Origin of the sequence: Cryptosporangium sp. NPDC048952 (genome assembly GCF_043197895.1) — a bacterium.
Classification (GTDB): Bacteria; Actinomycetota; Actinomycetes; order Mycobacteriales; family Cryptosporangiaceae; genus Cryptosporangium.
The window spans coordinates 1-24,502 of record NZ_JBICTY010000013.1 but is presented as its reverse complement, the minus strand read 5'-3'; the positions used below and the strand labels follow the sequence as shown (position 1 = coordinate 24,502).

Below are 24,502 nucleotides of genomic sequence, written 5' to 3'. Positions count from 1 at the left end.
CTGATTCGGGGGCGGATCAGGGGCGTGCCTGGGTGACTGAGGCAGCCCCGGGCCAGTGCGTTCGTGCGTGCGTGGCCGGTGCAGCTGGTTTGCTGAGTTTGCTTGAGGGGCGGGACGCATTGTGCGCGGTATCAGGGTCCGATTGCGGCGCTTTCGGGGTTTTGTCGACGCGGTGCTGCGGCCGGAGGGGCATGTGGTCGCGGTCGGTGAACCGCGGGCCGGTCGGACCGATCTGATCAGCGGTCTGCGCCGGGTCCTCGATCCGCGCAGCACCAGCGCCCGGCCCGACCCGTTGGACGTGCATCGGCCGCTTCCGGCGCCGGACGCCGACGACGGTGATGAGCTCACCGAGGTCGAGGTCACGCTCATCGAGCTCGACGACGCCGTCGCGCAGGAGCTCGACGATCGGCTGGAGCTGATCGATCCGGCCACCGGGCTACCAGCCGACGAGACGCGAGCCGATGACGCGGTCATGGGTCTGCGACTGTGCTATCGACTTCGGTTCGACCCGGCGAGCGAGACCGCCGAGCACTGGGTGGAGTACCCGAAGACCGGTCTGCGGGCACCCCGCGCCGCTGCAGCTGCGTCCCGACGGAGTGTTCCGGCGCTTGATCTCCGAACTGGACGACAATGATTTGCTGGCGGCGCTGGCGACGCTGAACAGCGAGGCGGTCGCGGCGGCCGATCGGCTGACTGCCAGCAACAGCATCCGCAAGACCCTCGAAGATGTCCTCAGCGCCGGCGCGGCACAGCTGCTGGAGATGACCGATGGTGCTCCTGCCGATGTTTTCGGCTTCGCTGCCGACGATGGGTCTGTCTCGGCGATCCTGCGGGCACTGCAGCCGACCGTCGCCCTCGACGCCGCTGGTGCTCTGCCCCTGTCCGCGCACGGCTCGACCGCCGCTGGCGTGCTTGCCGCCGCCGAAGCGGTGGTATCAGCAGCGGCGCCAGGCGCGATCGTGCTCGCCGACGACTTCGGAGATGACCTGGACGCGGCGTCGGCCGAGTACCTCGCCTGCCTGCTGCGGCGCAACAGCGGCCAGGTCTGGTTGTCCACGCGGCGTCCGGACGTGGTCAGGGCGTTCCCTGCTGAGGAGATGATCCGACTCACTCGCAGCCATGGCCACCGGCAGGCCCATCAGTTGGCGCCCACGACTGACCGTAAAGAACGCGCCGCTCGTCGGCACCTGCACCCGCTGTTGCTGCCGGCGATGACCGCACGCACCGTGGCGCTGTTGGAAGGCCCGCACGACCTGGACGGCTACACCGCCGTCGCCGACCGGCGCCTGCGCAGCGGAGGCGTAGCACCGCCCGCCGCGGCCGGTGTCCGGATGGTTGCCCCCGCCAATGGCACCGGAGGCAAAGACGAACTGCCGAAGCTGGCCCGCCTCGCTCGCGCGCTCGGGTTCCACGTCCGGGTGGTACTCGACAACGACAAGCCCGGGACGGACGCGGACCTCGTCTCGGAGCTCACCGGCATCGCCGAGCAGGTGATCCGGCTGCCAGAACGCAGCTCGATCGAGCGGGCGCTCACCCACGGCATCAGCCCCGTCCGTCTGCGCACCACGCTGCGTCAACTCGTCGCCGACCACGGCCTGACCGACATCGCCGTCGACACGATCGCCGAGGAGAGCCTCAAGGAAAAGACCATCAAGGCCCTCAAGCAGAAGGGCGGCCTGCACCAGCCCTTCGTTGAGGCTCTGTCCCACGGCCCGACACCGCCGCTGGCCGGTACGGTCCTCGACACGCTCTGTCAGCCGGTCGCCGACACGGTGCTGGTCGAGATCGAGTTGCCGTGACCTACCAGCCCGACGAGACACAACAAGCGGTCATCGACGCTCAAGATCCCGTACTGCTCGTGTGTGGGGGCGCAGGTACCGGCAAGACCACGACGGCCGCAGCAGCCGTACGCACGCACCTGCAACGCGTTGACGACCTACGCGTCGTGGCCGGATTCCAACCGCGTGCCAGGCAGTCGGTGGCTCGCGCATTGTTCCTGTCCTTCTCCCGGTCATCCGTGGCGCAGATTCTCGACCGCACCGCCGGCGTCCTCGGCCCCTATCAGGGCCGGGTGGAGATCACTACCTTTCACGCTTTCGCGTGGCGGCTTCTCACCCGCTGGGGCGCCGCGGTCGGACTGGCCCAGCCCGCGATGCTCAGCGCGACCGAAGCCAAGCTGTTCGACGTCGCTGATGCATTGCTCTACCGGGACCTGCTGCCCCGCGCGCTGGAACTGTGCGAGGTGCCCGCTGTGGGTCGGCACCTGCAGGCGCGTTGGTCGATCATCGTCTGTGATGAGTTTCAAGACACCGACGACCGGCAGTACGAGCTGTTGACCCGCATCCGCAGGGATGCCCGGTTGCTGCTGCTGGGTGATCCCCATCAGTGCATCTACAGCGACCTGCCTGACGCCGTCGGTGTCGGACCGGAACGGCTCGACACCGTGCTCACCTTGCCCGGGGCGCGACGTATCGACCTGCCGGATGTGTCGCACCGTGACCCCAGCAACATTCTTCCCGCTGCCGCGACCGCGATTCGCCGCCGCCAATTCGGCCACCCGGCCGTCGCCGCCGCCCTGGATACCGGCCGGCTACACATCCGGGCCGGGCTGCCGACCGAGCAGGAGGCGGAGATCGTCGCGGACGTGGTGCAGAAACTGCGCGCCGACGGTCACACCGTCGGGGTGTTCAGCCACCACGTCGACGCGACCACCGGCCTGTCCGACGAGCTCACCCAGCTCGACATCACCCATGAGGTGATCGGGCTGCCCGAGTGCCTCGGCGCGGGTCTCGATGCCCAACACGCGATGATTCAGTTCGCTGGCGGCGCGGTCAGCTGGACAAGTGTGCTGCAGCGGTTGGCGGTCTTCGTGACCAGCGCAGTCCGGGGCAAGCAGGTCCCCGAGCTGGCTCGGATGCTGCTCGGCCAGACTCCCCAGCCGGCCGCCGTTAACGGGCGACTGCGAGAACTGCAGCAAGCTCTCCTTGGCGCCGTGCCCGTCGAAGCCACGGCCACGGCCGCGGCCGCGCACGATCGGCTCGGACTGCACAGGGGTGTCCGTCACTGGCGAAACGCCGCCCAACTACTGCAGCCCCAGGTGGCTCGCCACGTCCGTCGTCACCGCGACCCGAGCGACGTACTCGAAGCGCTCGACACGGCGATCACCGCCTATCGCACGGACCTCCTCACCTCGGCAACCGGCGAGCCGGACGCGCCGGTGCAGCTCATGGGCCTCTACCAGACCAAGGGTCGTGAGGCAGACGCCACCGTCGTCGTCCTGCGCAGCAACGACTTCTACGGACCGGAACGCCGCGAGCCGTTCGAAACCGGATCCCGACTGCTGTACGTCGTACTCACCCGCGCCCGCCACAAGACCACGGTGCTGTTGTTCGGTGACGCACCCCAAGCGCTCGTGGCGCCGCTCGCTGCGCTGACGTCGGACAATGAGCGGGGGACCGTACGGTAGCTCTTAGGTCAGCCCTGCGAGGTGTCGCCGGGGTCTGGACCATCCGTGTCGAACCAGTCCGCACTCAGTTCGACACCTGAAGCGTCGCTCGGCTCCCCGACGACCGGCGGCAGAGAATCGCTGACCTCCTGATACATCTCGACTGCAGCCGTTGTCGCGCGTTGCTGAAGAGCAAGAAAGCCTTGCAGGTCACTCTCGTCGGTCTCTTCGTCGCCCATCACCGACAGAACCGACATCCAGCCGGTGCCGCCGAGGGGATGATCTCGCGCGTAGTGGATCTGGACGGTGGAGTGCACCGCCCGGTTCCGCACCGCGGTTGCGCTCTCGATCAGGGCGAGCCGTTCGGCGTGCTGAACGAGTTGTTCTGCGGTGAGGAGTTTCGTCAGCGCGATCCGAAGTGCACCGGCCATGAGTGGCCGCTTCGGTGGCGAGGGCTCCAGCAGTCGGTAGAGCTGACCCAGGACGGCTTCGGTCTCTGCGTGCTGGATGATCACCAGGCCGCGCAGCCGTTGCATCTCCGCGGCTTCTTCATCGCCGTGCGGCGGGCCATAGTCGTACTCGCCGGGTGGCAACGGATAGAGCAGGTCGTGGATGGCGGGCCAACTGATCGTCCTCACCCCGTAAGGCGGATCCTCGTGCTCGGCCATGACCAGAGTATGACCCCACCCAGAAGTGCATCACCGGGTTCGCGCGCTGACGCATCAAGGTTGGGACACACAATCGGATTAAGTCTCGGAACTCTTCGACCTAGTTATGCGATGGAACGATCAGGATGCGGCTGCGGCAGTGCTGGCACTGTTCCGACGGCGGGGGCCGCTGGCGCCAGAAGCCGGTGCAGTCGTGCCGGCCGTGCTGGCGAGATTCCATTCCACCGGGGCGTCGTCGGCTCTGTTCCCCGCAGTAGGGCGAAGAAGAAGCTGCTCGCAGAGCTGGTCCGCTGGCGGAAAGAGGCTGGGCTGACCCAGGAGGAGGCGGCTGCGGTCAAGTTCTACGACAAGAGCCCAGCGACGCTGTCCAACCTGGAGGCCGGCAAGACCAGGATCCGTTCCGGCGACGTTCACAACCTGCTCAACGGCTACCGCCAGACTGGTCGCGCGCCTGAGCTGACGCCCGAAGTGATCGACGATCTGGTCCAACTCGCTCACGAGATTGCCAAGGCGCCCCGCGGGTGGTTTGAGCCGCTACTCGGTCCGGGCACTGCGCCGGTGTTTCGCGAACTGCTGGCATACGAGGCCGAAGCAGCCGTGATGCAGTCCTGGCAGCCGACGCTGGTGCCAGGGCTGTTGCAGACAGAGGCATACGCGCGAGCGCTCATGAAGGCCTCGCCTCTGCTTCACGAGCCGGAGGAAATCGAGCGGCAGGTCAAGATCCGGATCGAGCGGCAGAGCGTACTCGACCGCAAACGAGGCGCTCCCCAGCTTCGTGTCGTGCTGTGGGAAGCGGCGCTTCGTCCGGTGATCGGCGGTCCCGCGGTGATGCGAGACCAGCTCGAGCGACTGCGTGAGGCGTCCGAGCGATACAACGTGACGGTCCAGCTGCTGCCGTTCAGCGCAGGGGCTCACCCCGTGCTCAACGGCGGCGAGTTCCAGGTGTTCACATTCGCCGACCCGACCGATCAGGTCGTTTACAGCGAGAACCACACTGAGGCTGTGCACCGCGAGATGCGGGACGAGGTCGAGCAGTTCACTCGCCTCATCGAAGACGTGCGGTCGCTGGCCGAATCGGTGTCAGCGACGCGCGACAGGATCGCGGAATTCGCCGCCGTTCTGTAAGCAGTACAGCTCAACCCCGCAGATGGGAGACCGTATGACCAGGATCGATTGGGACCAACAGCTGTTCAAGAAGTCGACGCGGAGCGGCGGCGGCACGGACTCGAACTGCCTGGAGATTGCCACCTGCGCGGGTCGCGTCGGCATCCGGGACACGAAGGACCCGGTCCGCGCCGTGACGCTGGACGTTCCGGCTGGCGTCTGGACAACCTTTGTGACAGCCGCGAAGAGCGGCGAGTTCGCGCACTGAGGCTTGTTCGAGCATTCGGTAGACGGCGCAGAGGCCGGCACCCATCGGTGGGGGGTGCCGGCCTCTGGGCTCTACTCGCGGATCCGTGGCCAGGCGTTCATGCCACAACCGAGGTCAGGGTAGGGATGTGGCGCGTTGGCCTGGTAGCGCCGCGGAAGTCCATGGCTAGGGTTCAGTATGGATCACGACGCTTGCAGCTGAGCTGAACACTCGGACTTTGCGTGTGTTGCTTTCGCCTAGGTGATCGCTACCCGATCCCCCACGGACTGGTTGGGGCGCTGGATGGCGTCGTCATCGGTCATCCCTTGCTAGGCGTCGCCCAAGCGGGATGACACGAGCTTGGCCATCCCGCCAATGGTGGTAAAGCCGGGGTCGAAGAGGTCGTGTTCGTCGACGGGTACGTTGAACGTTTCCTCGATGAAGACGGAGAGCGCGACCAGCGTGACGGAGTCGACGTATCCAGCGTCGAACAGGTGCGTGGTTCTCGTCAGAGACGCGTCGTCAATGGCTACTGCGCCGGCGTTCCGAACGAAGTTCTCAATGGCTAGGGCGATGCTGTCGGGGTCCATTAAGTAGGCCTCTACTCGTTGCGTGGGTGTGGCTGGTGAACGCCTGCGCGAACCGTGCGCCGCAGGTCGGTGGGATCGTCGATCTCGAACGCTCGACAGAAGGCACCCTCGAGGGACTGCTGATCGAGACCTGCGCCGAGCAGGCACGGAAGGATTCCGCGCTCGACGGTAGGATCGCCGATCTGCGCGCGGATCTTGGGCCGTCGGACGATCGCGTCAGGCAGTGTGCCGCGCGCCAGGGCAGCGATGATGACGTGCTTCGCGTCCGTCTCGGGCAGCTCAAGGAGGGCGTGAAAGGCCCAGCCGTATGGCTGGATGACGTCGAGGCCGTGGGCGTGGAAGATGCCGACTTCGCGATCTCCTGTTTGGACGCCACGGACGAGGGTCTGGCGGAGTCTGGCTTGCGGGATTTGGGGCAGCGGGTAGTAGGTGCTGCCGCCGTAGTGGATGGGGCTGTAGTCGGCGAGGAGTTCGTTCATGAGGTCGCCGGTCAGCACGACAGGTCGGGGACCGACCTGGTGGTCCTGTGCGATGGCGCGGGCTAGCTGGTCGTTGACGATCCCGGCGTGGACGTTGAAGTCGCGCCAGTCCTGGCCTCGGATGAGGGCAGAGTTGACGGATTCGAGGATCGCGTCATCGTCGACGTCGACGAGCCGTGTGCGGAATCCGAGGTGCTGCGCGACCGTGCTGGCGGCTTCGACATCGGCGCTGGTGGGCTCGCCGGCGGCGTGGAAATAGGTGTATGCGGTGATCGGGCCCGGAAGGTATTGAGCCGCGTAGGCGGCGATCAGTGAGCTGTCGGCTCCGCCGGACAGACAGACAACGATTGGTGCGTCTGGACGGGTCGTTGCCAGGTGGGTCATGCCGAGCCGCAGGGTGGCCTCGATCGAGGAGAGGGTCGCTGCTGCGGTTCGAGTACTGCGACCGATGTTCCACGCGGGGTCGTACCTATGGATGCGGGATGTTCGTCGCTCGAGGTCGATGGTGACGCGCTCGCCGGCGGGGACGGCGTAGGTGTCGCGGAAAGGGATCCCGGCCTCAACCAGATCGATGAGGTAGCTGGCCGCGATCAGACCGCGCGTGGGGTGAAAGCCGAAGTACAGCTTGTTCAGGCCGAGTGGGTCGCGGGTCAGGACGATCTTGTTCCCGTTCTGCTGGGCGGTGGCGAACCGACCGAGAAGTTGGTCGGGGCCGTTCGGCAGAGTTCCGGCTGGTGAGCCGGAGAGTTGGCTGGGCCAGCACATGTTGGGGACCGTCAGCTGGTTCTCAAACATCAGTGGCTTCCTCGGCGATGATGTCGATGGCTCGATCCAGTTCTGGCTGAGCAATGTTGAGTGCGAGGCGGAACCAGCCGGGTTCGTGGAAGATGCTGGACGGCATGGTCAGCACGCCGCGGTCTGCGAGACGGGCGACGAAGGTGCGGTCATCGGGGATGGGACAGCGCGCGTAGAGGAACCTGGTGGCAGCGGCATCAACCACTTCGACGCCTCGTTGCGCTAACGCGCAGCGGGCGTGGCGTTGGAGCTCGCCGAGGCCGGTGACGTCCGGGTGAGTGTCGCTGAGGGCAGCGGCGAGGTGCTGCATGAGCGCGGTGGGGGCGCAGTGTCCGCTCGCGCGCATGTAATGCTCGAGTAACTGGCTGACCGGCGCTTGGGATCTGAAGTGCGGTGATACGGCGAGGTAGCCGGTGCGCTGGCCTTGCATGTCCCAGCCTTTGGTGACTGAGCGAACGGTGACGGTGTTCGCGTAGTGGCTCGCCGGAGCGGGGCAGGGGGAGCGCGCCCAGGCCTGCTGGCAGTGGGCCTCGTCGGCGATCAGGAGCGGGAGGTTTCCGTGTTGTGCGCCGACGCGGTGCAGGAGAGCAGCCAGTTGGGCTAGTTCGTGGTTGTTGTGAACGACGCCGGTGGGGCTTACCGGTTGGCTGATCACGAGGCCGCGCGTGCGAGGGGTCCATGCCGCTTCGATGGCGGCAAGGTCGAGCCGCTTGTCGATCGTGCCGGGAGCCAGATCGCAGCCGATGCCGGCGTGTGCCAGGTACAGCGGGTAGTCCATCCAACAGGGCGTCGGTACGACGATCCGGTCCGAATGGGGAAACAGCGCGCCGAACACGACCGCCAAGGCTGCTGAGGCGCCCGGGGTCATGATGATGTCGCCTCGTTGGTAAGGCAGTTGATGCTGACGCGAGAGCGCAGCGGCGATACGTCGGCGGACGGGGGTGAAGCCGCCGAAAGGGCTGTAGCGCAGATCGACGGGCCCAGATCGTGCGGCGAGGTCAGCGAGCGTGCGGTACGGCCGGGGATCGCTCAGGAACCGCGGGTTAGGAAATGAGAGATCGATAGCGCGGTGGCCGAAGCGCCGCAGCGTGGCGGCGTGCAGCCGGGTGAACTCTTCGAGCGGCGCGAGGAGGCCGGCCCACGGTGGCACGATCATCGCCGAGCTCCCGCCGCGGTGTCGTGGACGACCAGACTGGTAGCGGCTCGGTCGAGCTTGCCATGGAGGGTCTGAGGTATCTGGGCGACGACGGTGAACTGGTGCGGACGCATGTGCGGAGGAAGCTCGGACTGGCAGAACGCTTTCATCTGGGGCAATGAGAAGTCCGCACTGCTCGGTTGCACTGCGGCGTGGAGAAGCGGCCCATCGGGATTATCGGGGCGGGGCGTGACGACGATGACCACGGCGGCGACCAGGCCGCTGGCCATGATTTCGGCCTCGATTTCGGTCGGGGTCACCCGTACGCCGAGGACTTTGACCTGTTCGTCGTGGCGGCCGGTGAGGTAGAGGTCGCCGTCAGCGTCGGTGTAGCCGAGGTCGCCGGAGTACACTACGATTTCGGCCCAGGCCGCGTCCTCGCCGGGGCGGGGGCGGAACACGGCGGCGGTGGCTGCGGGGTCGCGCCAGTACCCCAACGCGACGGTCGGGCCGCGGTGAATGACCTCGCCGGGGACGCCTGGAGGACAGGGGCGGCCGGTGTCGTCGACGGCGAGGACTTGGCTGTTGGGTATGGCGCGGCCGACGGAATCCGGCTTGGTGTCGATGAGCGCCGGGTCGAGGAACGTCGAGCGGAACGCCTCGGTCAACCCGTACATCGAGTAGACGGCGACGTGAGGCTGCGCTGCACGAAGGGCCGCGGACACGGAGGGATGGAGCGGTCCCCCGGAATTGGTGAGATAACGCAGGCTCGGGTAGCGCTGCTGGGTGAACGGGGAGTGCGGGTTCGTAAGGCTGGCCCACAGGGTGGGCACGCCGGCCATGCCCGTGACCTCGGTGGTTGCGAGGGTACGGCAGATGTCCGGTGGGAAGGTGGAGCGCTGGATCACGATCGTGCCGCCTGCGGCGAAGGTGGCCAGCAGCTGGTTGAGGCCGTAGTCGAAGGACCAGGGCAGGAGCGCCAGGATCCGGTCGCTGCTGGTCAGCCGGAGATAGTCGGCGACGATGGTCGCGCCGGCGACCAGGTTGTCGTGGCTGAGCATGACGGCTTTGGGGGAGCCGGTCGAGCCGGAGGTGTAGGCGAGGGCGGCCAGGTCGCGTCCGATGACCGGCGTTGTAGAACGCGACTCTGGTCCCAGGAGATCGGCGGGCTCCAGGATGCGCTCGGCCGGGATGCTTGTATCTCGGAGCAGGGGGCGGAGCCGGCCGTCGGTGATGACCAATCCGGCTTCGGCGTGTGCGATGAGGTGGGCCACCTGCCGGGGCCGCAGCTGGTCGTGGACCACGACAGGTACGAGGCCCGCCAGGTGCGCACCGAAGTACACGGCGATCGCCGCGGAGCTGCGCGGGAGCAGCAGGGCGACGCGGGCGCCGGGCGGCAGCTGCCGGGCGAGGGCGCCAGCGTGTGCGTGGGCACGCTCGGTGAGTTGCTGGTAGGACGCGGCCTCGGTGTTGTCTCTGACCGCTACCGCGTCGGGAAAGTGTCGAGCGGCGTTCAGCAGGAGGTCGGGCACGGTGTAGGGCATGAGGTGCCTCCCGGCTACCGAAGTAGCACGTCGCTGGTGGTCGCGGTTTCGTGAAGTGGCCAGCCGGCCCAGCGGTCGGCGATGCCTTCCTCGACGCCGGCTGCGGCGAGCAGCTCCGGGTGGAAGCGGTAGAAGTTGTCGTACGGCGTCGCGGTCGCGCCGAACTGCTCGCCAGCGGTCGCGATGACGTGCGGATTGCTGGTCTCCCAGGTCACCGTGCCGATGCCACGGCGCTGGGCGAACGCGAGAACTGCCTGGATGAGAGGCTCAGTGGCGTCCTCGATGCTGAGGTGGAAGTCGGCGATCGCGACGGCACCGGGGCGGTGGAGCACGACGGCTACCGCTGCGAGGAGCCGACCGGTGTAGAGCGCCAGGTAGGTGACGGCCGCCAGGGGATAGCTGTCGTGGCGCCAGCGGTGGTAGACGCTGTCGCGGGCGACGGTGAACCCGGCTGCTCGGGCGGATGCGATGCAGAGGCCGGTGATGTCCTCGGGGTAAGTGCTGTGTTCCTCGGTGCGGTAGGTGATGGGCAACGGCTTACTGCCGGTGGCTGCGACAGGAATGGAAAGGTCGTGGACGCGGGCCCGGCACCAGCCCGTGAACGCCGCGACGATTTCGGGGTTGGGACGGTAGACCCCGACGACTGGTTCGCGGTCGAGCATGGTGCGCAGCAGCAGTGCCGCGGCACCGGGGCGGGCGTGGGGGAGCTTTCTCCAGCTGGAGAGGTAGACCCCGGGAACGTGTTGGCCTTCCAGAACGAACGAGGTGTGGAAGTTGTAGGCGATCGCCTCGATACGCCCGGCGTGCTCCACCGCGTGAAAGTCGGGGCGTTCACCGCGATACGGGTTGTCGGTGAATTGGTAGCGGTAGAACGCCGGGTCGGAGGCATAGTCCTTGCCCTGGCGCAGCACCATCTCGACCCGCATGGGGCTGCGCGGGTCGCGATGGCCGGTGATCTCCACCCGATCGTGATGAGGTTGAGCGGGAACCTGCCAGATCAGCGCTCGGGTCGCTGTCCTGCTGGCGGCTCGCACCTGGTCGGCGAAGCCGCCGAGGGTGGTGCTGGCGTGCAGCCGAGGTAGGTGCAGGATCCGATGGCGGTAGGGCCCGTGCACGCGGAGTCCGGCCTGTCCGACCCAGAGGATCCCGCGGTAGTCCAGGTCAGCGAGGATGTCCACGCAGTCAAGGGCGAGTTCTTGGGTGAATCGCCCGAAGGGCACGGTGAAGTAGGTGGCGGCCTGCCCCAAGCGGTCGGCGAACAAGGCGTGCGAGCCCTGAATTTCCTCGCGTAATGCGCCACGCGAAAGTGCCGCGAGATTGTCGTGCCGGTAGGTGTGGTTGGCGACGGTGACCAAGGGATCGTCGGTGAGCTGGGCGATCTGCTGCCAGGACAGGTAGCCGCGGCGGGTCAGCCAGTCGCGGGCAGGAGCATCGAGACGCGCAAGCAGCGGCTCGATCAGTGCTGAGCGCACCAGCTGCGGGTCGAGGCCGTCGCTCTTGGTGAGGTGGTAGAAGGAGGCTTCTCGGCCGGGCGGTGCGGGCAGCTGCGTGTGGACGTGGTCGGCGAGGTCTTCGGCGGGTAGGAACTTTTCGAGTGCGTACACGGCGTCGCGGGTGCCGGTGCCGTGCTCGGCGAGCTGGCCGCACGGCGAGAGGGTCAGCGGCAGGCCGCGGCGCTGCATCTCGGTGATGCCGGTTAGCGCGGAGATCGGGACGTCGTCGAAGCAGACGACGAAGTTGAGGTCACCCAGGCCATCGCATCCGCGCACTTGGTTCGGCGAGACGACCTGGCCGTGCTCCTGCATCCAGTCCAGTTGCTGGCCGAAGACCTCGGGCGACACCGTGTGGAGCCGGTGTAGCGGGTTGGCCGGATCGATGCTGCCGATGCGGTGGTAGTTCACCGCCACGACGATGGCCGCGTCGGTCATCGGGGCGCACCGTCCTATGCCGGCTGATGGCTGGCCGAGCGGAACCGGCTGTTGCTGGCCAGGACTTCGGCGAGCAGGTGCGGTTGGTAGCCGGCCCCGCGTGCTGCGGCGACGATCGCGGCGAGGTCTTTGGGCAGGCATTTGCCGTCGAACCCCGGAGCGGTGGCGAACACTGCGGTGTGCGAGGGCTCGACGCGTTCGTCGAGGAGCCAGCCTTCGCGCACGGTGTGCCAATCGGCGCCCACGGCGTCGCAGATGCGCCGGAATTCGTTGACGAAGGTGATCTTGGTGGCGAAGAACGCATTCTCCATGTACTTGACGACTTCGGCGTCGATGGCGGCGCACGGGAAGTACGTCTTCGTCGGGCCCAGGATCGGCAGCAGCGCGTCGACGAACCAGCCGCGCACGGCGGGGTGGCCGCCCAGGATGATGAAGGGCACCGAGTCCGGCTGCGCGTACACCGGGTTGTAGTACGTGCTCTCGCCGACGTACTCGGGGCTGAAGCAGATGTCCTTGCCGGTATCGGTGATCAGCTGGTCGGTGGTGCCGGGCGTCACGGTGGACTTGATCAGGATCCGGGCGGTGGGCAGTTGTTTGATGGCCTCAACCACCCGGGAGGTGTCGCAGGTGCCGTCGGGGCCCGGTGGGGTGTTGACGCAGATGATCGCGAAGTCGCAGGTGGAGAGTTCGTCGTGCGGGTAAGGCGTGGCGTCGGCCTGGTCGTAGGTGATGAGCTCGGCGTGGGCGCCGAACAGGTCACGCATGCTGGAGCCGACGTGTCCCATGCCGATGATTCCGATCTTCACGAGTTCACGCTCCGGGTGTTCGAGGAGAGGGCGGCGAAGGCCTGCAGACGGCAGGCGACCGCCGTGGTGGTGAGCTGGACGGCATTGGGGCACGCCACCGCGGAAGCCTGGAAAACGCGCGCCCGGTCCATCGGTGCGTAGCGGTAGCGCAGGGTGTCGATCTCCACGTCGCCTTCGGCGGTCAGCGCGGTGGTCATGCGAAGGGCCTCTACGGGTTCCTCGCACAGCGCTACGAGGCCGTAACCGCCGTGCCGCTCGACGTCGGCGGATTGATTGGCTTCGACCCAGCGGACGCCGGTGGCATCGAAGGCGCGCCGAGCGACCTCGCGGAGCTGCTGATGCTGGTGATGGATGGCACCGAGGTTGTCCAGTTGCGCGAGGCACCAGGCGGCGCCGAGCGCGTTGATCTTGAGGTTGATCCCGAAGTGATGTCCGAAGGGACCGGTCGGATCGAGGCGGTGTCCGGTGAATTGCGTCTGCTGGCCGCAGTTGCGCAGCGCCAGGAGCTTTTCCGCCACGCGGCCGTTCTGGGTCAGGCAGACGCCGCCTTCGCCGGCCCGCAGCGGCTTGCGGCTGTGGAGGCTGAGGCAGACGACGTCGACGACGTCGGCAAGCCCCTGGCGGAGGCGAAGAAACGGTGCTTGTGCGGCATCGACCACGATCGGAATGCCCGCCGCTCGGAGGTCAGTCAGGACGCTCAGGTCTTCGTCCCAGTAACCCCACATGGGAACCGCGATTGCTGCGGACAGGCCGTCGCGGCTCGCACGGCGGGCCGCGGAGGCGGCCAGGCCGAAGGAGGTGGGTGACGCGCAGTCTAGGAAGACCGGGGTCGCGCCGACGGCCGCGACGGCCAGTCCAGTGATCGCTGGGCCGAGGGACGAGACTCCGACGCGATCGCCGGGGCGAACCCCGAGGGCTCGCAGGGCGCTGATGAGCGCGGTGGTTCCGCTGGAGACGCACAGCGCGTACGGAGCTCCGACCAGCTCGGCGAGGCGCTGCTCCAGTACCCGCACGACCTCGGCGTTGCCGCTGCCGCCGTCGTCGATGGCCTGCTCGAGGTAGCTCCTCGTCAAGCTGTCCACGGCAGACCCTCCGCGTCCAGGAGGGCGCCGAAGGCGTCGTAGACGGGAAGGAGATCCTCGAGAGTCGCCAGTCGTGGGGCTTGCCCGCCGCCGACCGTGCTCCGGAACGCGTCCAGCTCGGGGCCGTAGCCGGCCGAGGCGTAGCCGACCGTGGTGGGTGAGCTGCGCCAGAGCACGCGCGCGCCGGGGTACTCGGAGACGTGCGGGTCGGCGCCGTTGGGCAGGTGGACCAGTTCCGCGAGGTTGCGCAGTTGCAGGATGTCGCCGTGGGAGGTGATGACCTCGACGTGGTGAGAGAACGCAGCGGCACAGGATCCGAACTGGACTTCCAGGCGCGTCGGGGAGTCCTGGCCTTCGGCGACCATCGCGCACAGCCGACCCCGGCGGACCTCGACCATCTGACCGGAGACAGTTGCTTTGTCGGGGAGGAGCAGTTGCCCGAGGTCGATGGCGTGGATGCCCTGAGCGGCGAACAGGCTGGCTTCCAGGGACAGATCGGATCCGAACGGCTCGATCGGCTTGCGGGCGATGTGCTCGACCCGGGCGTAGCTCACCGTGCCGTAGTGACCGCACTCCAGAGCAGCGAGGAGCCGCAGGACTCCCTCGGCCCATCGGTAGTTCATTCCGACGCAGCACACGACGCTGGCAGCCCGGGACTGCTCCACCAGCTCGTGCAGCCTGGCCGGGTGGGGCGCGGGAGGCTTCTCCACGAAGGTGTGCAGGTGATGCGAGAGCGCCCAGCTGGTGTGAGCGGCCTGTTCGGTGACGGGTAAGGCGAGGATCGCCGCGTCGAAGGTACGCGGATCCAGATTCTCGACCGATCCGTAGACCTGGGGAATCATCCAGAGCTCGGCAAGCTGGCGGGCTCGATCGAGATTCTGGTCGACGAGAGCAGCGATACTGATTCCAGCGGAGCAGGCCGCGGGGAGCAGCGTCTCCCCGCCGTGATTTCCGCAGCCCACAACTACTGTGCGCATTGCACTCCGTTCCCGCGCAAGTGTGACGAAGAAAGGGATGACGTGACAGCGGGCCAGACGCGAATGGCACGGCTCCGCCGGGAAACGAATTACAGGTGCCGATTTAAGTCACAAATCACAGCGAAAGCACTAGCATCAGATAAATAATGCGTCAGAGAAATGTGAGCTGTTCTGGCGTAGTAGTGGCTCGGGGGTCCGGAGACGCGGTGGCCGTACGGATGCCGAGCGGATCACTGGGATTGCGGCGGCGCCGGTTACTCCACCAGCCGCCTACCGCGTCGGCCTGCGCGCGGTACCCAGCGACGTCGTAGACGTGACCCAGGCGGGCGATCTCCTCGTTGAGGATGACCGCGAAGCCTTCGATCGCGGCGATCTCTGCGTCGGTGAGGGGCCGGATGCTCTGGTATCCACCGAGTAGTTCAATGGCGTGCGTGCGCTGGAAACGCACTGAACCGGTCTCTCCGACAACCCGGAAAAATCCAGTGGCGAGCAGCTTCGCGAGGTCGAACACCGGTGGGGCGAACATGAGTTTGTCGAAGTCGATGAAGCCGAATGCTGCTCCGCCGCTTCCGGTGACCACATTATCGAAATGCAAATCGCCGTGGATCGGCTGCATCCGCAGGGCCGACGAATCCGCATCGACGAACCGCGGCAAAATACGGTCACGCCACAGATGCCGGGCTACGAACCATGCCGGCAGTTCCTGATCAGCGGCGGGTATCGGACCGCGTTCAAAACTCAACCGTCGGTCCGCGAACTCGGTGCCGCCGCGGGCCATCTCGTCGTGAAGCCGGGCGATCGCCTGTCCCAGACCATGAGGATCGCGGCGGTTCGCCGAGCCTGCGCCGATCCAGGTGCAGACGTGCACGGTGCCGCGACGGCCTGTGGTGGACTCGAGCGACGCGACTGCGAGAGTTTCGGGGCGCTCCAGACTATCGATGGCGTTCACCAGCCCGGCGATGCGGCCGATCAGTTCGGCAGGCTTGGGCGTCAACCGGACCGCGACCTCGGGCGCATCGGGCCGGGTGGGATGCCCACGCCAGACGTTGGCCTGGGTGCCGCCACCGATGGCACTGAACCGGTAGGGCGCGCTGGACCATCCTTGACCTGCCACGGTCGCCAGCGCCTCGCGCAGCAGCTGGTCCTGGTCGTCGGCCGGCACGCCTACCTCCTACCGCGGAGTCTTCGCTGGGGCCTGCTGATCGCGCGCCAGGTGGCTACGCAGCGCGGGCCAGAACGCCAGTCCCTCGATCGACCACGAGGCACATGCTCCCAGAACCCGTCGGCCCGCCGCGATCCCGTACGGGTGCTCGCGAAAGGGGACCAGCGCGGGAATCATCGGATATGCCGCTAACGCTGTCACCACCGCCAGATGGTACGCAGCAGTCCGCCCCCGCCTCATCCGACACGCGGCCGATGTGAGGGCTGTCGCAACGGCCAGGGTACTCAGCCCCCACCCGACCGGAATCGCCAGATGCTGCGCGTGGAGCAGCCGCACTTCTCCGTCAGGCAGTCGCAGGATGCCCTGCTGGCGGCACCACTCGGCGGTGGCATCGAAGTTCAGCAGCCCCCGCAGCCACGCCGTCTGCTGAAGGACCAGATCAGCGGCTGACCTGGGTACTTCGGCGACGTCCCGGCTGGCAAGCAACCCAATGGGTTCGGCCGCGAGTCGGCAGATCCAACCCAGCAGCAACCCGTCGGCGTACGCGAAGTCGGGAAATCCGCCGATATGGTCGAGGAAGTCCAGACGGGCGAATTCTCCGTGCCCGAACGTCGAGTAGGGCGACGTCCGGGACCAGACCGTGCGGCCCGAATGCCCCCGCGCATTGCGGGCGGCGTAGTGCGACCGGGTCCACCACGTTTGCAGCTGCGCGTTGCCGATCGCGACCAGTCCGGTGGGTCCGCGCGAGGGAACGATGTAATCGACCAGTTGCTGGAAGAGCCGGGTATCCGGCTCGGCGGTGGTCCTTTGGCGCAGCTCAGTGAACGTGCGGGGATCCGGACGGGAGTCGGCGTTGTAGACCCCGACCCACACGCTGTCAGCCGAGGCCGGCGTGAGGCGTTCCCGCGCGTGTTCGACGGCCATGTTGAGCTGCGCCGCGCGGTACTGCGCGGGCTGTTCACAGTGCAGAACCTCGAACCGGTCAGGAATTTGTCCGAGCTGTGCCAGCTCGGCGCCGACCAAGTCGCGGGTCGCAAGCTGCCCTGCGTCCGCGGATTCCTTCGCCGTCGTGACCAGGAAAATCCGGTCGACGACTTCCAGCTGTGCGATCCCATGCCAGAACCGCACCGTGTCGGCCGCGAGATCCTGCTCCAAGTAGAGAGGTACGACGCAAACCACGTGGCACCTACCCGCGGCCGAAGCCGCCGACTGGGACGGCGACGCAGTTGGTCGTCTTGCATTACGGCGTATCTGCCGCCATTCCACGCCCCGACGTATGAGCAGCGCTCCGGCGAGCAATCCGGCGGCGAGCGACGCTACCGACAAGCGCGTAGATGTAGCCGGCTCCATGCACGACCTCCTGGCAGGTAAGCACCGCCACTACGTACAGCGGCGGAGCAGCGATTCGAGGACGCCGCCGAGCGGCGTTAGCCCAGACGAGGTTGATCACGATCGTTCTCAGGACCGCACGCGGACGGTCCTGGCGGTAGCCGCGGTGAGCCCACAGCAGCGCCCGTGCCCGGCCGCTGCGCCAGCAGCGCAGCTGGTACTGCCGGAAGTCGCTCGGATGGTCGTGATGGATCGCCATTCCCGGCGAGAGCACGGCACGTTCGGCTAGGTTCATGCGTCGCCCGAGCTCGACGTCGCTGTAGGCGGGCAGCAATTCGTCGAACCCGCCAGCGCTGAGCAGCGCCTCACGGCGGTAGGCGCTGTTTCCGCCATTGACATAAGGCGCGCCGAGGACGTCGGTAGTGGCGCTCGAGTCGGTGTACCAGGGCCCGAATGTCTCGTAGTAGTAGACCGCGTCGCGCAATTGTGAGTAGAGGTTCCGCGGCGCGGTGCCGATGACTCTCCCGCCGAACGCCACGGACGTGGGGTGCTCACGACTGAGCCGAAGCAGCTCGGTGAGCCACATCTCGGCTGGCACACAATCATCGTCAAGGAACGCCAGCAACTGCCCTCGAGCCGCCCGCACTCCTACCGTCCGGGCTCGGGCGATGCCGACTCGCTCCGGTAATACGATGGCAGTGATCCGGCGGTCCGCCGGGTCCAGCCACCGGTACGGCGGGCAGCCGTCCAGCACGAGAATGATCTCGTAGGCCGTGTGGCCTACGGCTTGGAGCTGTCGCTCGACGGCGCGGACCAGCCGCTCACAGCCGTATTCACGGCCGGTGGCGATTACCAGGCTGATCTCGGTGTCGGCCGGCTCATCGCGCCGGGTCGAGGAGCCGCTCATGACAGCAGGCCGCAGGCGAGAAGACAGTCCCGGAGTGTCTGCGCCGAACTGAACACGTGACCGTGCAGGCCGACAGCGACGCCCGCCGATACCCACGAGGGCGTGTCGTCGACATAGAGAGCGCGTTCGAGTGCGAAGCCCGCTGTGGCGGCGGCGTACCGATAGCACGACGGGTCGGGTTTGACCTGGCGGATCGTCGCCGAACACAGCACCTCGTCGGCGAGCCCGTTCAGACCGTGGAAGGCCAGATCGTCCCACAGACGAGTGCTCGCGTTCGAGAGCAGTATGACGCGGAAGCCTTGATTCTTCAGCGCCTTGAGCTGATCAACGACGGCGGCGTCGACGTCGCCGTGGTAGTCCAGCCACTCCTGAACGGGCTGATCACCGACCTTCGTGGCCACAATCTGCCGCCACTCGTCCAGGCTGATCGCGCCTGCAGTGGCCCGGCGGGCCGGCTCGGACTTCAGTAGTTGCGGAAGCAGCGTGCCGGCCTCAAGGCCGTGCCGCGCCTCGATCGCGGTGGCTACGGCGGGATCGAAGCCGATGATCACTCCGCCCACATCGCACAGGATCGTATCGATCAGTGCACTAGCGATGGTTTCGGACATGACTGCGCACCGTCCCTCCATTCAGCGGAAGGTGACTGCTCCTCACCACCATGACCGAGCAGGCTGCGTCGTAGCTGGGATCGCTGTCGCATCGGCTACCGGTGAGGGGTTGCGTTCGCACATTGAGCACACCGCAGGATCCTGTGGCGGCACCAGAGGAATCGGCGTGGCGAAATTCGCGCCACACTCGCGACGACCGTGGCGCACGCGCCACGGTGCTGTGGCGGATGGACTTACCTACTTCACGGTATGAATTCGAGACCTTACGGTAGGTCAGTCAGCTCCCGGCTCGCGCTGTACGTGGCGCGGAAATGGGACACCCGTGGGCAGTCGATCGGTGCGTCACCCTCCGAACGACAAACTCCGCTATTGGATCCGCCAAACCCACCTGAGCTACGCAGAGTTCGCGCAGGAGCTCTGGAAAACCGCTCGGGACGCCGGCCGACCCGACCTCCGCCCGGACCGCACCCGCATCGGGCATTGGGTGAACTCCGGCGAGCGACCCTACCCGCCGATGCCGGGCCTGATCGCGGCCACCGTAAGCCGCCTGTGCGGCTGCGAGCTGACCGCCACAGACCTGGGCCTCGACCGGTCCCCTCCCGACGTCACCGCCTCTGCGCTCGTCCAGGTCGACCCGTCCAGCGCGACGCTCAACCCGGCAGGTGATCACACGAAACGACGAGAAGCCCTCAGCATCATCGGCGCGGCCTCACTGGCCCCACTGTTCGCGACATCGCACGGTGCGGCCGCCGATGCTGCGGCCGCCTATGCCCGGCAGACGATGGCCTCCGAGCTGTCCCCTGACGCACTCGCTGATCTCGACCTTGCCGTGGAGCAGTTGGGCGCGGTGTACTCCAGCCGCTCTCCTCGGCAGTTGTGGCCCGTCGCCGCAGAACATCGCCACCGGGCATTCGAGCTGCTGCATCATCGCCGCCACACATTGCGCGAAGGCCGGGAGCTGGCCCGCCACGCGGGCATGCTGTCAGTGATTCTGGCGTGGCTCGCCCACGACCTCGGTGACCGCGCCGCGGTCCGGGCGTTCGCCGCTGACGCCAATGCACATGGCCGACAGGCCGACGCACGCGAGGTGAGCGCCTACGCCGAGGATGTCCTCGCCACCCATGCGCTCTACGACGGCCGACCTCTCGACGCTTTGGCGGGAGCTACCCGAGGGCTGGCGCTAGCACCCCGGGGCAGTGCGGCTGCTGTCCGGATGGCGGCGCAGATTGCTCGGGCGCACGCCTTCCTGGGCAACGCTGAGGGTTACGCCGCCGCTGCGGCCGCCGTGTGCAATCTCCAGGATGGACTGCCTATCGCCAGCGCAGGCCTTTTTGCAGTCGACTCGGCGCGAATCATCGCTTACAACGCCTCGTCCTACGTCCGGCTGGGCGACGCGGCCCGGGCCCGCGCTGCAGCGGACGAGGCGATCGGCCATTACCGGACGACGGCGGCTCCGACGCGCCTTTCCATCGCGCTGCTGGACCTCGCGTTTGCGCATACCGCCCTGGGGGAGCCGCTCGTCGCCATCGACGCCGGCCGCGATGCTCTGGCGGGCGGACGGCTCGTCAAGGCCGTTACTGGTAAGGCGCGGCAACTCGACCAAGCGCTTCGCCGCCGCTACCCGACGCTGCCGGACGCGGCCGCCTTCCATGATCAGATTCGGGCATTGCGGGACAGTGCATGATGCAACCGGGAGTTATCCATCTGACTGCATCGGTCTACCTCTTTACCGAAATTGATCGGACCGTGTTCATCGGCCTGGTCTGGCATCCGCGGCTCACGTGCTGGATGATCCCCGGCGGCCATGTCGAGGCCGAACCACCTTCGGACGCGGCTCTCCGCGAAACGCGCGAGGAGACCGGCATGGCGGCACGACTGTTACCGCCGCCCGGCCCGGATTTGCCCGCCGCCTATCCGCATCCGCAGATGGCCAGGCCGTGGTGGACCGTCCGCATCCCGGTAGCTGCCGACAACCATGCCCCGGAGCCCCATATTCACGAGGACCACCAGTATGTCGCCTGGATGGATCGGCCGGACGATCCTGCGGGCACAGCAGAACTCGTCTTCCGATGGGCCTCAAGAGAGAGCATGGGGAACCTCGCGATGCTTGCCGGCACCCGGATGACCGCCGCATACCTGATCTCGGTGGTGAGCGCGGACACCCTTGAGCAGGTCTCCCAGGGACATCAAGCCCAAGGCGTCGAGAACCTCCACGACGGCCGGATGCGCCTGCGGAATGACGGTCACCAGTGAACGTCCAGCGGCATCCGGGCAGCGCCGGTGTCGTATTCGACTGCGATGGCGTACTCGTCAACACGCAAGCGGCGTGGACCTGCGCCTTCACGGTGATGCTCGAGCGCTACGGTATTGCGGTCGTCCCCACCCGGATCCGCCTCCTCACCGGACTGCCCTTGGAACTGGTCGGGCTCCGATTGGCCGAGTTGCTCGATCATCGCGCCTCCGCCTCATCGTTGGCGGCGGAGGCCTACGGCATCGTCCAACAAATCCTGTGCGAGGAACTCGAGCCGATGCCCGGCGCGATCGACCTAGTTCGAGCTCTGTCCGGTGCCCGGCCTCTCGCTGTCGCCTCGAATGCGCCTGCGGCCACGGTCCGCGGGTACCTCCGCCGGTTCTTTGAGCTGTCGGTCTTCGATGCGATCTTGGGCAGCGACGATGTCGTCCTGGCTAAGCCCGCCCCCGATATCTATCTCGCGGCTTGTTCAAGCATCGGCGTCGATCCGCGGCAAGCGGTCGCGTTAGAAGACTCACCCGCTGGTGGTGCTGCGGCGGCAGCCGCCGGGCTATACGTCGTCGGCATGCCGCCGAATGATGCCCTGGCCTTTCCCTGCGACCTGGTGGTGGCTGGGCTACGGGATGTCCGCCTGTGGCACTCGCTCGATCTAGGCATTCCTCCCATCACGGAGCAACTGCAGGACTGATCAGTCAGGAATGGCTATCTCCGACGACCGGTAACGGAAGCCGCAGCACAGCACGCCGGATGACGCCTGTGCTGCGGCGGCCCCCGCTGCTGTCAGCTCGTGAACGCGGGAACCAGCCATGCGGCCTTGAACCGTTCGGCGCTGTCACAGACAGTGGCCCGGAAGCCGCACAGCCGACTCGCAAAACACTCGCAAAATCGTCTTTCGCGCCGGCGGCCAGTTCCAGGAAAACGGTCACCCAGCCATGCTTGGGTGGTAGGCCGTCGGAGATGGGCCTCGCACGGGTCCAGATGAATGGAGACCGCGATGGACGACGACGATCGGGTGGGCGCGCAGGTCAAGGTGATCCGAACGCTCTACGGCCTGACGCAGGAAGCTCTCGCTCGGCGAGCCAACGTGTCAACGAGTTTGCTGTCGCAGGTGGAACGCGGTGTGGTCCCGGCCTCGCCGGGTTTCCTGGCTGCGGTGGCGCGGGCTCTCGATGTCCCGCAGTCACGGCTGACCGGCCAGCCCTATCGCGACGAGGCCGCCGACGTGCTCAGCCACCAGTCTCTCGCACCCTTGCGCCGAGAACTGGCCGCCTACCGGCTGCCTCCCGCGGCCGACGATCCTCGGCCGCGCCCTTTGCGCCAACTGCGGGCCTCGGTAGCCATGCTTTCTACGGCCCGCCACCAATCGGACCTGACCACTCTCGGCGAAGTCGCACCGGGGCTCCTCGCTGAGCTTCGCTCAGCCGCGCATCATCTCGCTCCAGGGCCCGACCGCAATGCCGCTTACGGCCTTCTCGCCGAGACCTATGCCGCGGCTGGACAACTGGTGTGGAGGCTCGGCCATGGTGACCTCTCGCAGGTAACTACCGATCGGTATATGTGGGCAACCGAGCAGAGCGGCGACAGACTCGCGCAACGCGTCGGAGACTACTTGCTCGCCGGCGAGCTGGCCGCTGTTGGGGAATGGACGGGCGCACGCCGCACCGTGAACGCGGCGATCGCCGACGTCGAATCGATGGTGAGCCGTAAAGATCCCGGCCCGGTGGTTTGGGCGGTCTGGGGCAATCTGCATCTCAAAGCCGGCTTGATCGCGGCTCGCGCCGGAGACGCAGCCACCGCGTGGACGCATCATCGGGAAGCCGTTGACGCGGTGAGCCGACTCGACATTCCCGAACGGGACGACTACAGGCTCGTGTTCGGGCAAACCAACGTGGCGATCTGGCGCGTCGGGCTCGCAGTCGAACTTCAGGATGGGGCAGCAGCGCTTCAGGCGGCCGACGATGTGCGCCCGCCGGCCGACTACACCGCCCCGGAACGCATCGGTCATCACCATATCGATACTGCCCGTGCTGCCGTCTACCACGGCGACCGTGCGCGAGCCTTGGAGGAACTCCTGCTCGCCCGAAGGGCAACTCCGCAGCAGACCCGAAATCACCCTATGGTGCGCGAGACCCTGCACGCTCTCGCACACGCTGAACGGCACGCATCCGGAACGTTGCGGGAGATGGCCACCTGGGTCGGCGTCGACGATTAGACCGACGACGAAGACCCATGGCGCCCGGAGCGCTGACACGACGACGGGCCGATCGACTTGCGGAGGAAACTTGGCGGAGTACCTGCCCTGGTATGCCGAACCGCTGGCCGCCGTCGATCTGGAGGGGACTGGAGCCCAGGACGGCGCGGGTGAGGCGATCCTGGAGATCGCCGTCGTGCCCTTCGTCGGCCCGGCGCCGAACGTGAACGAGGCCTACAGCACGTTGGTCAACCTCGACCGGCCGGTGCCCCGACGTCCCTGGATCTCTCCGGGGCTCACCGATACCACGCTGGCGACCGCGCCCCGCTGGAACTCGATCGCCGGCATCGTCGCTGGCATGCTCGAGGGCCGGTGGATCGTCGGGCACAACGTCGGTGTCGACTGGATTCTGCTCTCGCGGCGCATCCCGGGTCTGCGCGCTGCCGGCCTGATCGACACTTTGCGCCTGTCCCGCGCCGCGGGCCTGCCTGGACCGGTGGGGCTGGAGCACGTCGTCAACGCGCTCGGCCTCGGACAGGCAGTCCGGGAAGTGGTGCCGGTCGGACAGCCGCATCGGGCGCTGTGGGACGCGACGGCCGCGGCGCTGCTGCTCCCAGCTTTGGTCACAAGGGTGTGCCCGAACCAGTCCCCAACGATCGCCCAGTTGGTCGCTCGCAGCGATGCAGGACGGCCGCAGGAAGCGCCGGTCCAGGATGCACTGTTTTAACCATCGCCGGCCGACGAGCGCGTGGTGAGCCTGCGAACCGCCCGCAGCGCACAGACCACCAGCAGGTCCGCTGGCCGGGGACTCGGGCGTTCGTTCACTCGGTTCTGGCAGTCTTACACGGTCAGCGCGGCCGGTTCGGCGCTGAGTGCGGGTGCTCTTCCGCTCGTCGCGATCGTCGTCCTGCATGCCGGTCCGTGGCAGGTGTCGCTGCTGGCGGTGGTCGGTTCGGTCGCCAGCGCGCTGCTGTCGCTGCCGCTGGGGGCGGTGATCGAGCGCGGCGAGAAACGCAGGTCGCTCATCGTCGCCGACGTCGCGCAGTTCATCGCGTTGTCTTCGGTGCCGCTCGTAGCGGTGGTCGGCCGGCTCACGTTTCTGCATTTGTGCGTGGTGGCGGCGACGGTGACGACCTGCGCGATCGCGTCGGCCGCGGCAGGGTCGGCCTTCGTCAAGTCGGCGGTGGTCGCTGAGTCGCGGGTGGTGGCGAACGCGCGGCTGGATTCGGTGAACTGGACGACCTCGGCGGTCGG

At 67.2% G+C, this 24,502-nt stretch carries 23 protein-coding genes and 1 pseudogene; 11 read left to right on the top strand and 13 right to left on the bottom strand.

Going from position 1 to position 24,502, the window contains the following annotated elements; translation table 11 throughout:
* The first annotated feature begins 142 nt into the window (after positions 1 to 142).
* Genes ACGFY5_RS43925 through ACGFY5_RS43915 form a run of 3 tightly spaced genes read left to right on the top strand, consistent with a single transcriptional unit; the run spans position 143 to position 3,466 of the window.
* A complete protein-coding gene (locus ACGFY5_RS43925; protein ID WP_392730920.1) occupies positions 143 to 634 on the top strand; it encodes a hypothetical protein in 492 nt (163 codons plus the stop codon).
* Positions 609 to 1,799 carry a hypothetical protein gene (locus ACGFY5_RS43920; RefSeq protein WP_392730918.1) on the top strand — a complete coding sequence of 397 codons (1,191 nt, stop codon included), beginning with the start codon at positions 609 to 611 and terminating at the stop codon, positions 1,797 to 1,799. Before ACGFY5_RS43925 ends, ACGFY5_RS43920 begins: the two co-directional genes overlap by 26 nt.
* Entirely contained in the window at positions 1,796 to 3,466 is a 1,671-nt protein-coding gene (locus tag ACGFY5_RS43915) for a UvrD-helicase domain-containing protein (protein WP_392730917.1), read from the top strand. Before ACGFY5_RS43920 ends, ACGFY5_RS43915 begins: the two co-directional genes overlap by 4 nt.
* A gap of 8 nt (positions 3,467 to 3,474) precedes the next feature.
* Here ACGFY5_RS43915 and ACGFY5_RS43910 read toward each other — a convergent pair whose 3' ends face one another.
* Positions 3,475 to 4,113, bottom strand: a complete 639-nt coding sequence (locus ACGFY5_RS43910) for a hypothetical protein (RefSeq protein WP_392730915.1) — start codon at positions 4,111 to 4,113, stop codon at positions 3,475 to 3,477.
* Positions 4,114 to 4,224: 111 nt separating this feature from the next.
* Between ACGFY5_RS43910 and ACGFY5_RS43905 the strand changes: the two genes are divergently transcribed.
* Positions 4,225 to 5,238, top strand: a complete 1,014-nt coding sequence (locus ACGFY5_RS43905; protein ID WP_392730914.1) for a helix-turn-helix domain-containing protein — start codon at positions 4,225 to 4,227, stop codon at positions 5,236 to 5,238.
* Positions 5,239 to 5,272: 34 nt separating this feature from the next.
* On the top strand, positions 5,273 to 5,485 hold the full coding sequence (locus ACGFY5_RS43900) for a DUF397 domain-containing protein (protein WP_392730912.1): 213 nt from the start codon (positions 5,273 to 5,275) through the stop codon (positions 5,483 to 5,485).
* Positions 5,486 to 5,793: 308 nt separating this feature from the next.
* Here the strand turns inward: ACGFY5_RS43900 and ACGFY5_RS43895 are convergent, their stop codons facing one another.
* The 12 genes from ACGFY5_RS43895 to ACGFY5_RS43840 all read right to left on the bottom strand — a co-directional run bounded on the left by ACGFY5_RS43895 (position 5,794) and on the right by ACGFY5_RS43840 (position 18,806).
* The gene (locus ACGFY5_RS43895) at positions 5,794 to 6,054 is read right to left on the bottom strand and encodes an acyl carrier protein (protein WP_392730911.1); all 261 of its coding nucleotides are present in this window, start codon (positions 6,052 to 6,054) and stop codon (positions 5,794 to 5,796) included.
* 11 nt (positions 6,055 to 6,065) lie between these two features.
* Complete coding sequence (locus ACGFY5_RS43890) at positions 6,066 to 7,328, bottom strand: asparagine synthase-related protein (RefSeq protein ID WP_392730910.1); 1,263 nt, start codon at positions 7,326 to 7,328, stop codon at positions 6,066 to 6,068.
* On the bottom strand, positions 7,321 to 8,484 hold the full coding sequence (locus tag ACGFY5_RS43885) for an aminotransferase class I/II-fold pyridoxal phosphate-dependent enzyme (RefSeq protein ID WP_392730908.1): 1,164 nt from the start codon (positions 8,482 to 8,484) through the stop codon (positions 7,321 to 7,323). Before ACGFY5_RS43885 ends, ACGFY5_RS43890 begins: the two co-directional genes overlap by 8 nt.
* Entirely contained in the window at positions 8,481 to 10,007 is a 1,527-nt protein-coding gene (locus ACGFY5_RS43880) for an AMP-binding protein (RefSeq protein WP_392730906.1), read from the bottom strand. Before ACGFY5_RS43880 ends, ACGFY5_RS43885 begins: the two co-directional genes overlap by 4 nt.
* 14 nt (positions 10,008 to 10,021) lie before the next feature.
* Entirely contained in the window at positions 10,022 to 11,935 is a 1,914-nt protein-coding gene (locus tag ACGFY5_RS43875; RefSeq protein WP_392730904.1) for a polysaccharide deacetylase family protein, read from the bottom strand.
* A gap of 14 nt (positions 11,936 to 11,949) precedes the next feature.
* Positions 11,950 to 12,741, bottom strand: a complete 792-nt coding sequence (locus ACGFY5_RS43870) for a hypothetical protein (protein ID WP_392730902.1) — start codon at positions 12,739 to 12,741, stop codon at positions 11,950 to 11,952.
* A complete protein-coding gene (locus tag ACGFY5_RS43865; RefSeq protein WP_392730901.1) occupies positions 12,738 to 13,814 on the bottom strand; it encodes an aminotransferase class I/II-fold pyridoxal phosphate-dependent enzyme in 1,077 nt (358 codons plus the stop codon). Before ACGFY5_RS43865 ends, ACGFY5_RS43870 begins: the two co-directional genes overlap by 4 nt.
* On the bottom strand, positions 13,811 to 14,800 hold the full coding sequence (locus tag ACGFY5_RS43860; protein ID WP_392730899.1) for a Gfo/Idh/MocA family protein: 990 nt from the start codon (positions 14,798 to 14,800) through the stop codon (positions 13,811 to 13,813). The genes ACGFY5_RS43865 and ACGFY5_RS43860 overlap by 4 nt, the downstream gene beginning before the upstream one ends.
* Positions 14,801 to 14,951: 151 nt before the next feature.
* On the bottom strand, positions 14,952 to 15,962 hold the full coding sequence (locus ACGFY5_RS43855) for a phosphotransferase enzyme family protein (protein ID WP_392730897.1): 1,011 nt from the start codon (positions 15,960 to 15,962) through the stop codon (positions 14,952 to 14,954).
* A gap of 9 nt (positions 15,963 to 15,971) precedes the next feature.
* Entirely contained in the window at positions 15,972 to 17,117 is a 1,146-nt protein-coding gene (locus ACGFY5_RS43850; protein WP_392730895.1) for a hypothetical protein, read from the bottom strand.
* A gap of 85 nt (positions 17,118 to 17,202) precedes the next feature.
* Entirely contained in the window at positions 17,203 to 18,198 is a 996-nt protein-coding gene (locus ACGFY5_RS43845; protein ID WP_392730893.1) for a glycosyltransferase, read from the bottom strand.
* Entirely contained in the window at positions 18,195 to 18,806 is a 612-nt protein-coding gene (locus ACGFY5_RS43840; RefSeq protein WP_392730891.1) for an HAD-IA family hydrolase, read from the bottom strand. Before ACGFY5_RS43840 ends, ACGFY5_RS43845 begins: the two co-directional genes overlap by 4 nt.
* Before the next feature lie 514 nt (positions 18,807 to 19,320).
* On the opposite strand from ACGFY5_RS43840, the gene ACGFY5_RS43835 reads away from it, so the two are divergent.
* The 6 genes and pseudogenes from ACGFY5_RS43835 to ACGFY5_RS43810 all read left to right on the top strand — a co-directional run.
* Entirely contained in the window at positions 19,321 to 20,490 is a 1,170-nt protein-coding gene (locus ACGFY5_RS43835; protein WP_392730889.1) for a hypothetical protein, read from the top strand.
* A complete protein-coding gene (locus ACGFY5_RS43830; RefSeq protein WP_392730887.1) occupies positions 20,487 to 21,059 on the top strand; it encodes an NUDIX domain-containing protein in 573 nt (190 codons plus the stop codon). The genes ACGFY5_RS43835 and ACGFY5_RS43830 overlap by 4 nt, the downstream gene beginning before the upstream one ends.
* Positions 21,056 to 21,745, top strand: a complete 690-nt coding sequence (locus tag ACGFY5_RS43825; RefSeq protein ID WP_392730885.1) for an HAD family hydrolase — start codon at positions 21,056 to 21,058, stop codon at positions 21,743 to 21,745. Before ACGFY5_RS43830 ends, ACGFY5_RS43825 begins: the two co-directional genes overlap by 4 nt.
* A gap of 306 nt (positions 21,746 to 22,051) precedes the next feature.
* Entirely contained in the window at positions 22,052 to 23,269 is a 1,218-nt protein-coding gene (locus ACGFY5_RS43820) for a helix-turn-helix domain-containing protein (protein WP_392730883.1), read from the top strand.
* 70 nt (positions 23,270 to 23,339) lie between these two features.
* The gene (locus tag ACGFY5_RS43815; protein ID WP_392730881.1) at positions 23,340 to 23,975 is read left to right on the top strand and encodes a 3'-5' exonuclease; all 636 of its coding nucleotides are present in this window, start codon (positions 23,340 to 23,342) and stop codon (positions 23,973 to 23,975) included.
* Positions 23,976 to 23,999: 24 nt separating this feature from the next.
* Positions 24,000 to 24,502, top strand: a pseudogene (locus tag ACGFY5_RS43810) (MFS transporter); the annotation flags it as partial.

What these genes read in the sequence shown, in the direction of transcription:
- ACGFY5_RS43905 (WP_392730914.1), top strand. Translation starts at nt 4,225, where the DNA reads ATGGAACGATCAGGATGCGGCTGCGGCAGTGCTGGCACTGTTCCGACG.
- ACGFY5_RS43885 (WP_392730908.1), bottom strand. Translation starts at nt 8,484, where the DNA reads ATGATCGTGCCACCGTGGGCCGGCCTCCTCGCGCCGCTCGAAGAGTTC.
- ACGFY5_RS43840 (WP_392730891.1), bottom strand. Translation starts at nt 18,806, where the DNA reads ATGTCCGAAACCATCGCTAGTGCACTGATCGATACGATCCTGTGCGAT.
- ACGFY5_RS43830 (WP_392730887.1), top strand. Translation starts at nt 20,487, where the DNA reads ATGATGCAACCGGGAGTTATCCATCTGACTGCATCGGTCTACCTCTTT.
- ACGFY5_RS43890 (WP_392730910.1), bottom strand. Translation starts at nt 7,328, where the DNA reads ATGTTTGAGAACCAGCTGACGGTCCCCAACATGTGCTGGCCCAGCCAA.
- ACGFY5_RS43900 (WP_392730912.1), top strand. Translation starts at nt 5,273, where the DNA reads ATGACCAGGATCGATTGGGACCAACAGCTGTTCAAGAAGTCGACGCGG.
- ACGFY5_RS43845 (WP_392730893.1), bottom strand. Translation starts at nt 18,198, where the DNA reads ATGAGCGGCTCCTCGACCCGGCGCGATGAGCCGGCCGACACCGAGATC.
- ACGFY5_RS43910 (WP_392730915.1), bottom strand. Translation starts at nt 4,113, where the DNA reads ATGGCCGAGCACGAGGATCCGCCTTACGGGGTGAGGACGATCAGTTGG.
- ACGFY5_RS43860 (WP_392730899.1), bottom strand. Translation starts at nt 14,800, where the DNA reads ATGCGCACAGTAGTTGTGGGCTGCGGAAATCACGGCGGGGAGACGCTG.
- ACGFY5_RS43895 (WP_392730911.1), bottom strand. Translation starts at nt 6,054, where the DNA reads ATGGACCCCGACAGCATCGCCCTAGCCATTGAGAACTTCGTTCGGAAC.
- ACGFY5_RS43875 (WP_392730904.1), bottom strand. Translation starts at nt 11,935, where the DNA reads ATGACCGACGCGGCCATCGTCGTGGCGGTGAACTACCACCGCATCGGC.
- ACGFY5_RS43835 (WP_392730889.1), top strand. Translation starts at nt 19,321, where the DNA reads ATGCCGGGCCTGATCGCGGCCACCGTAAGCCGCCTGTGCGGCTGCGAG.
- ACGFY5_RS43820 (WP_392730883.1), top strand. Translation starts at nt 22,052, where the DNA reads ATGGACGACGACGATCGGGTGGGCGCGCAGGTCAAGGTGATCCGAACG.
- ACGFY5_RS43880 (WP_392730906.1), bottom strand. Translation starts at nt 10,007, where the DNA reads ATGCCCTACACCGTGCCCGACCTCCTGCTGAACGCCGCTCGACACTTT.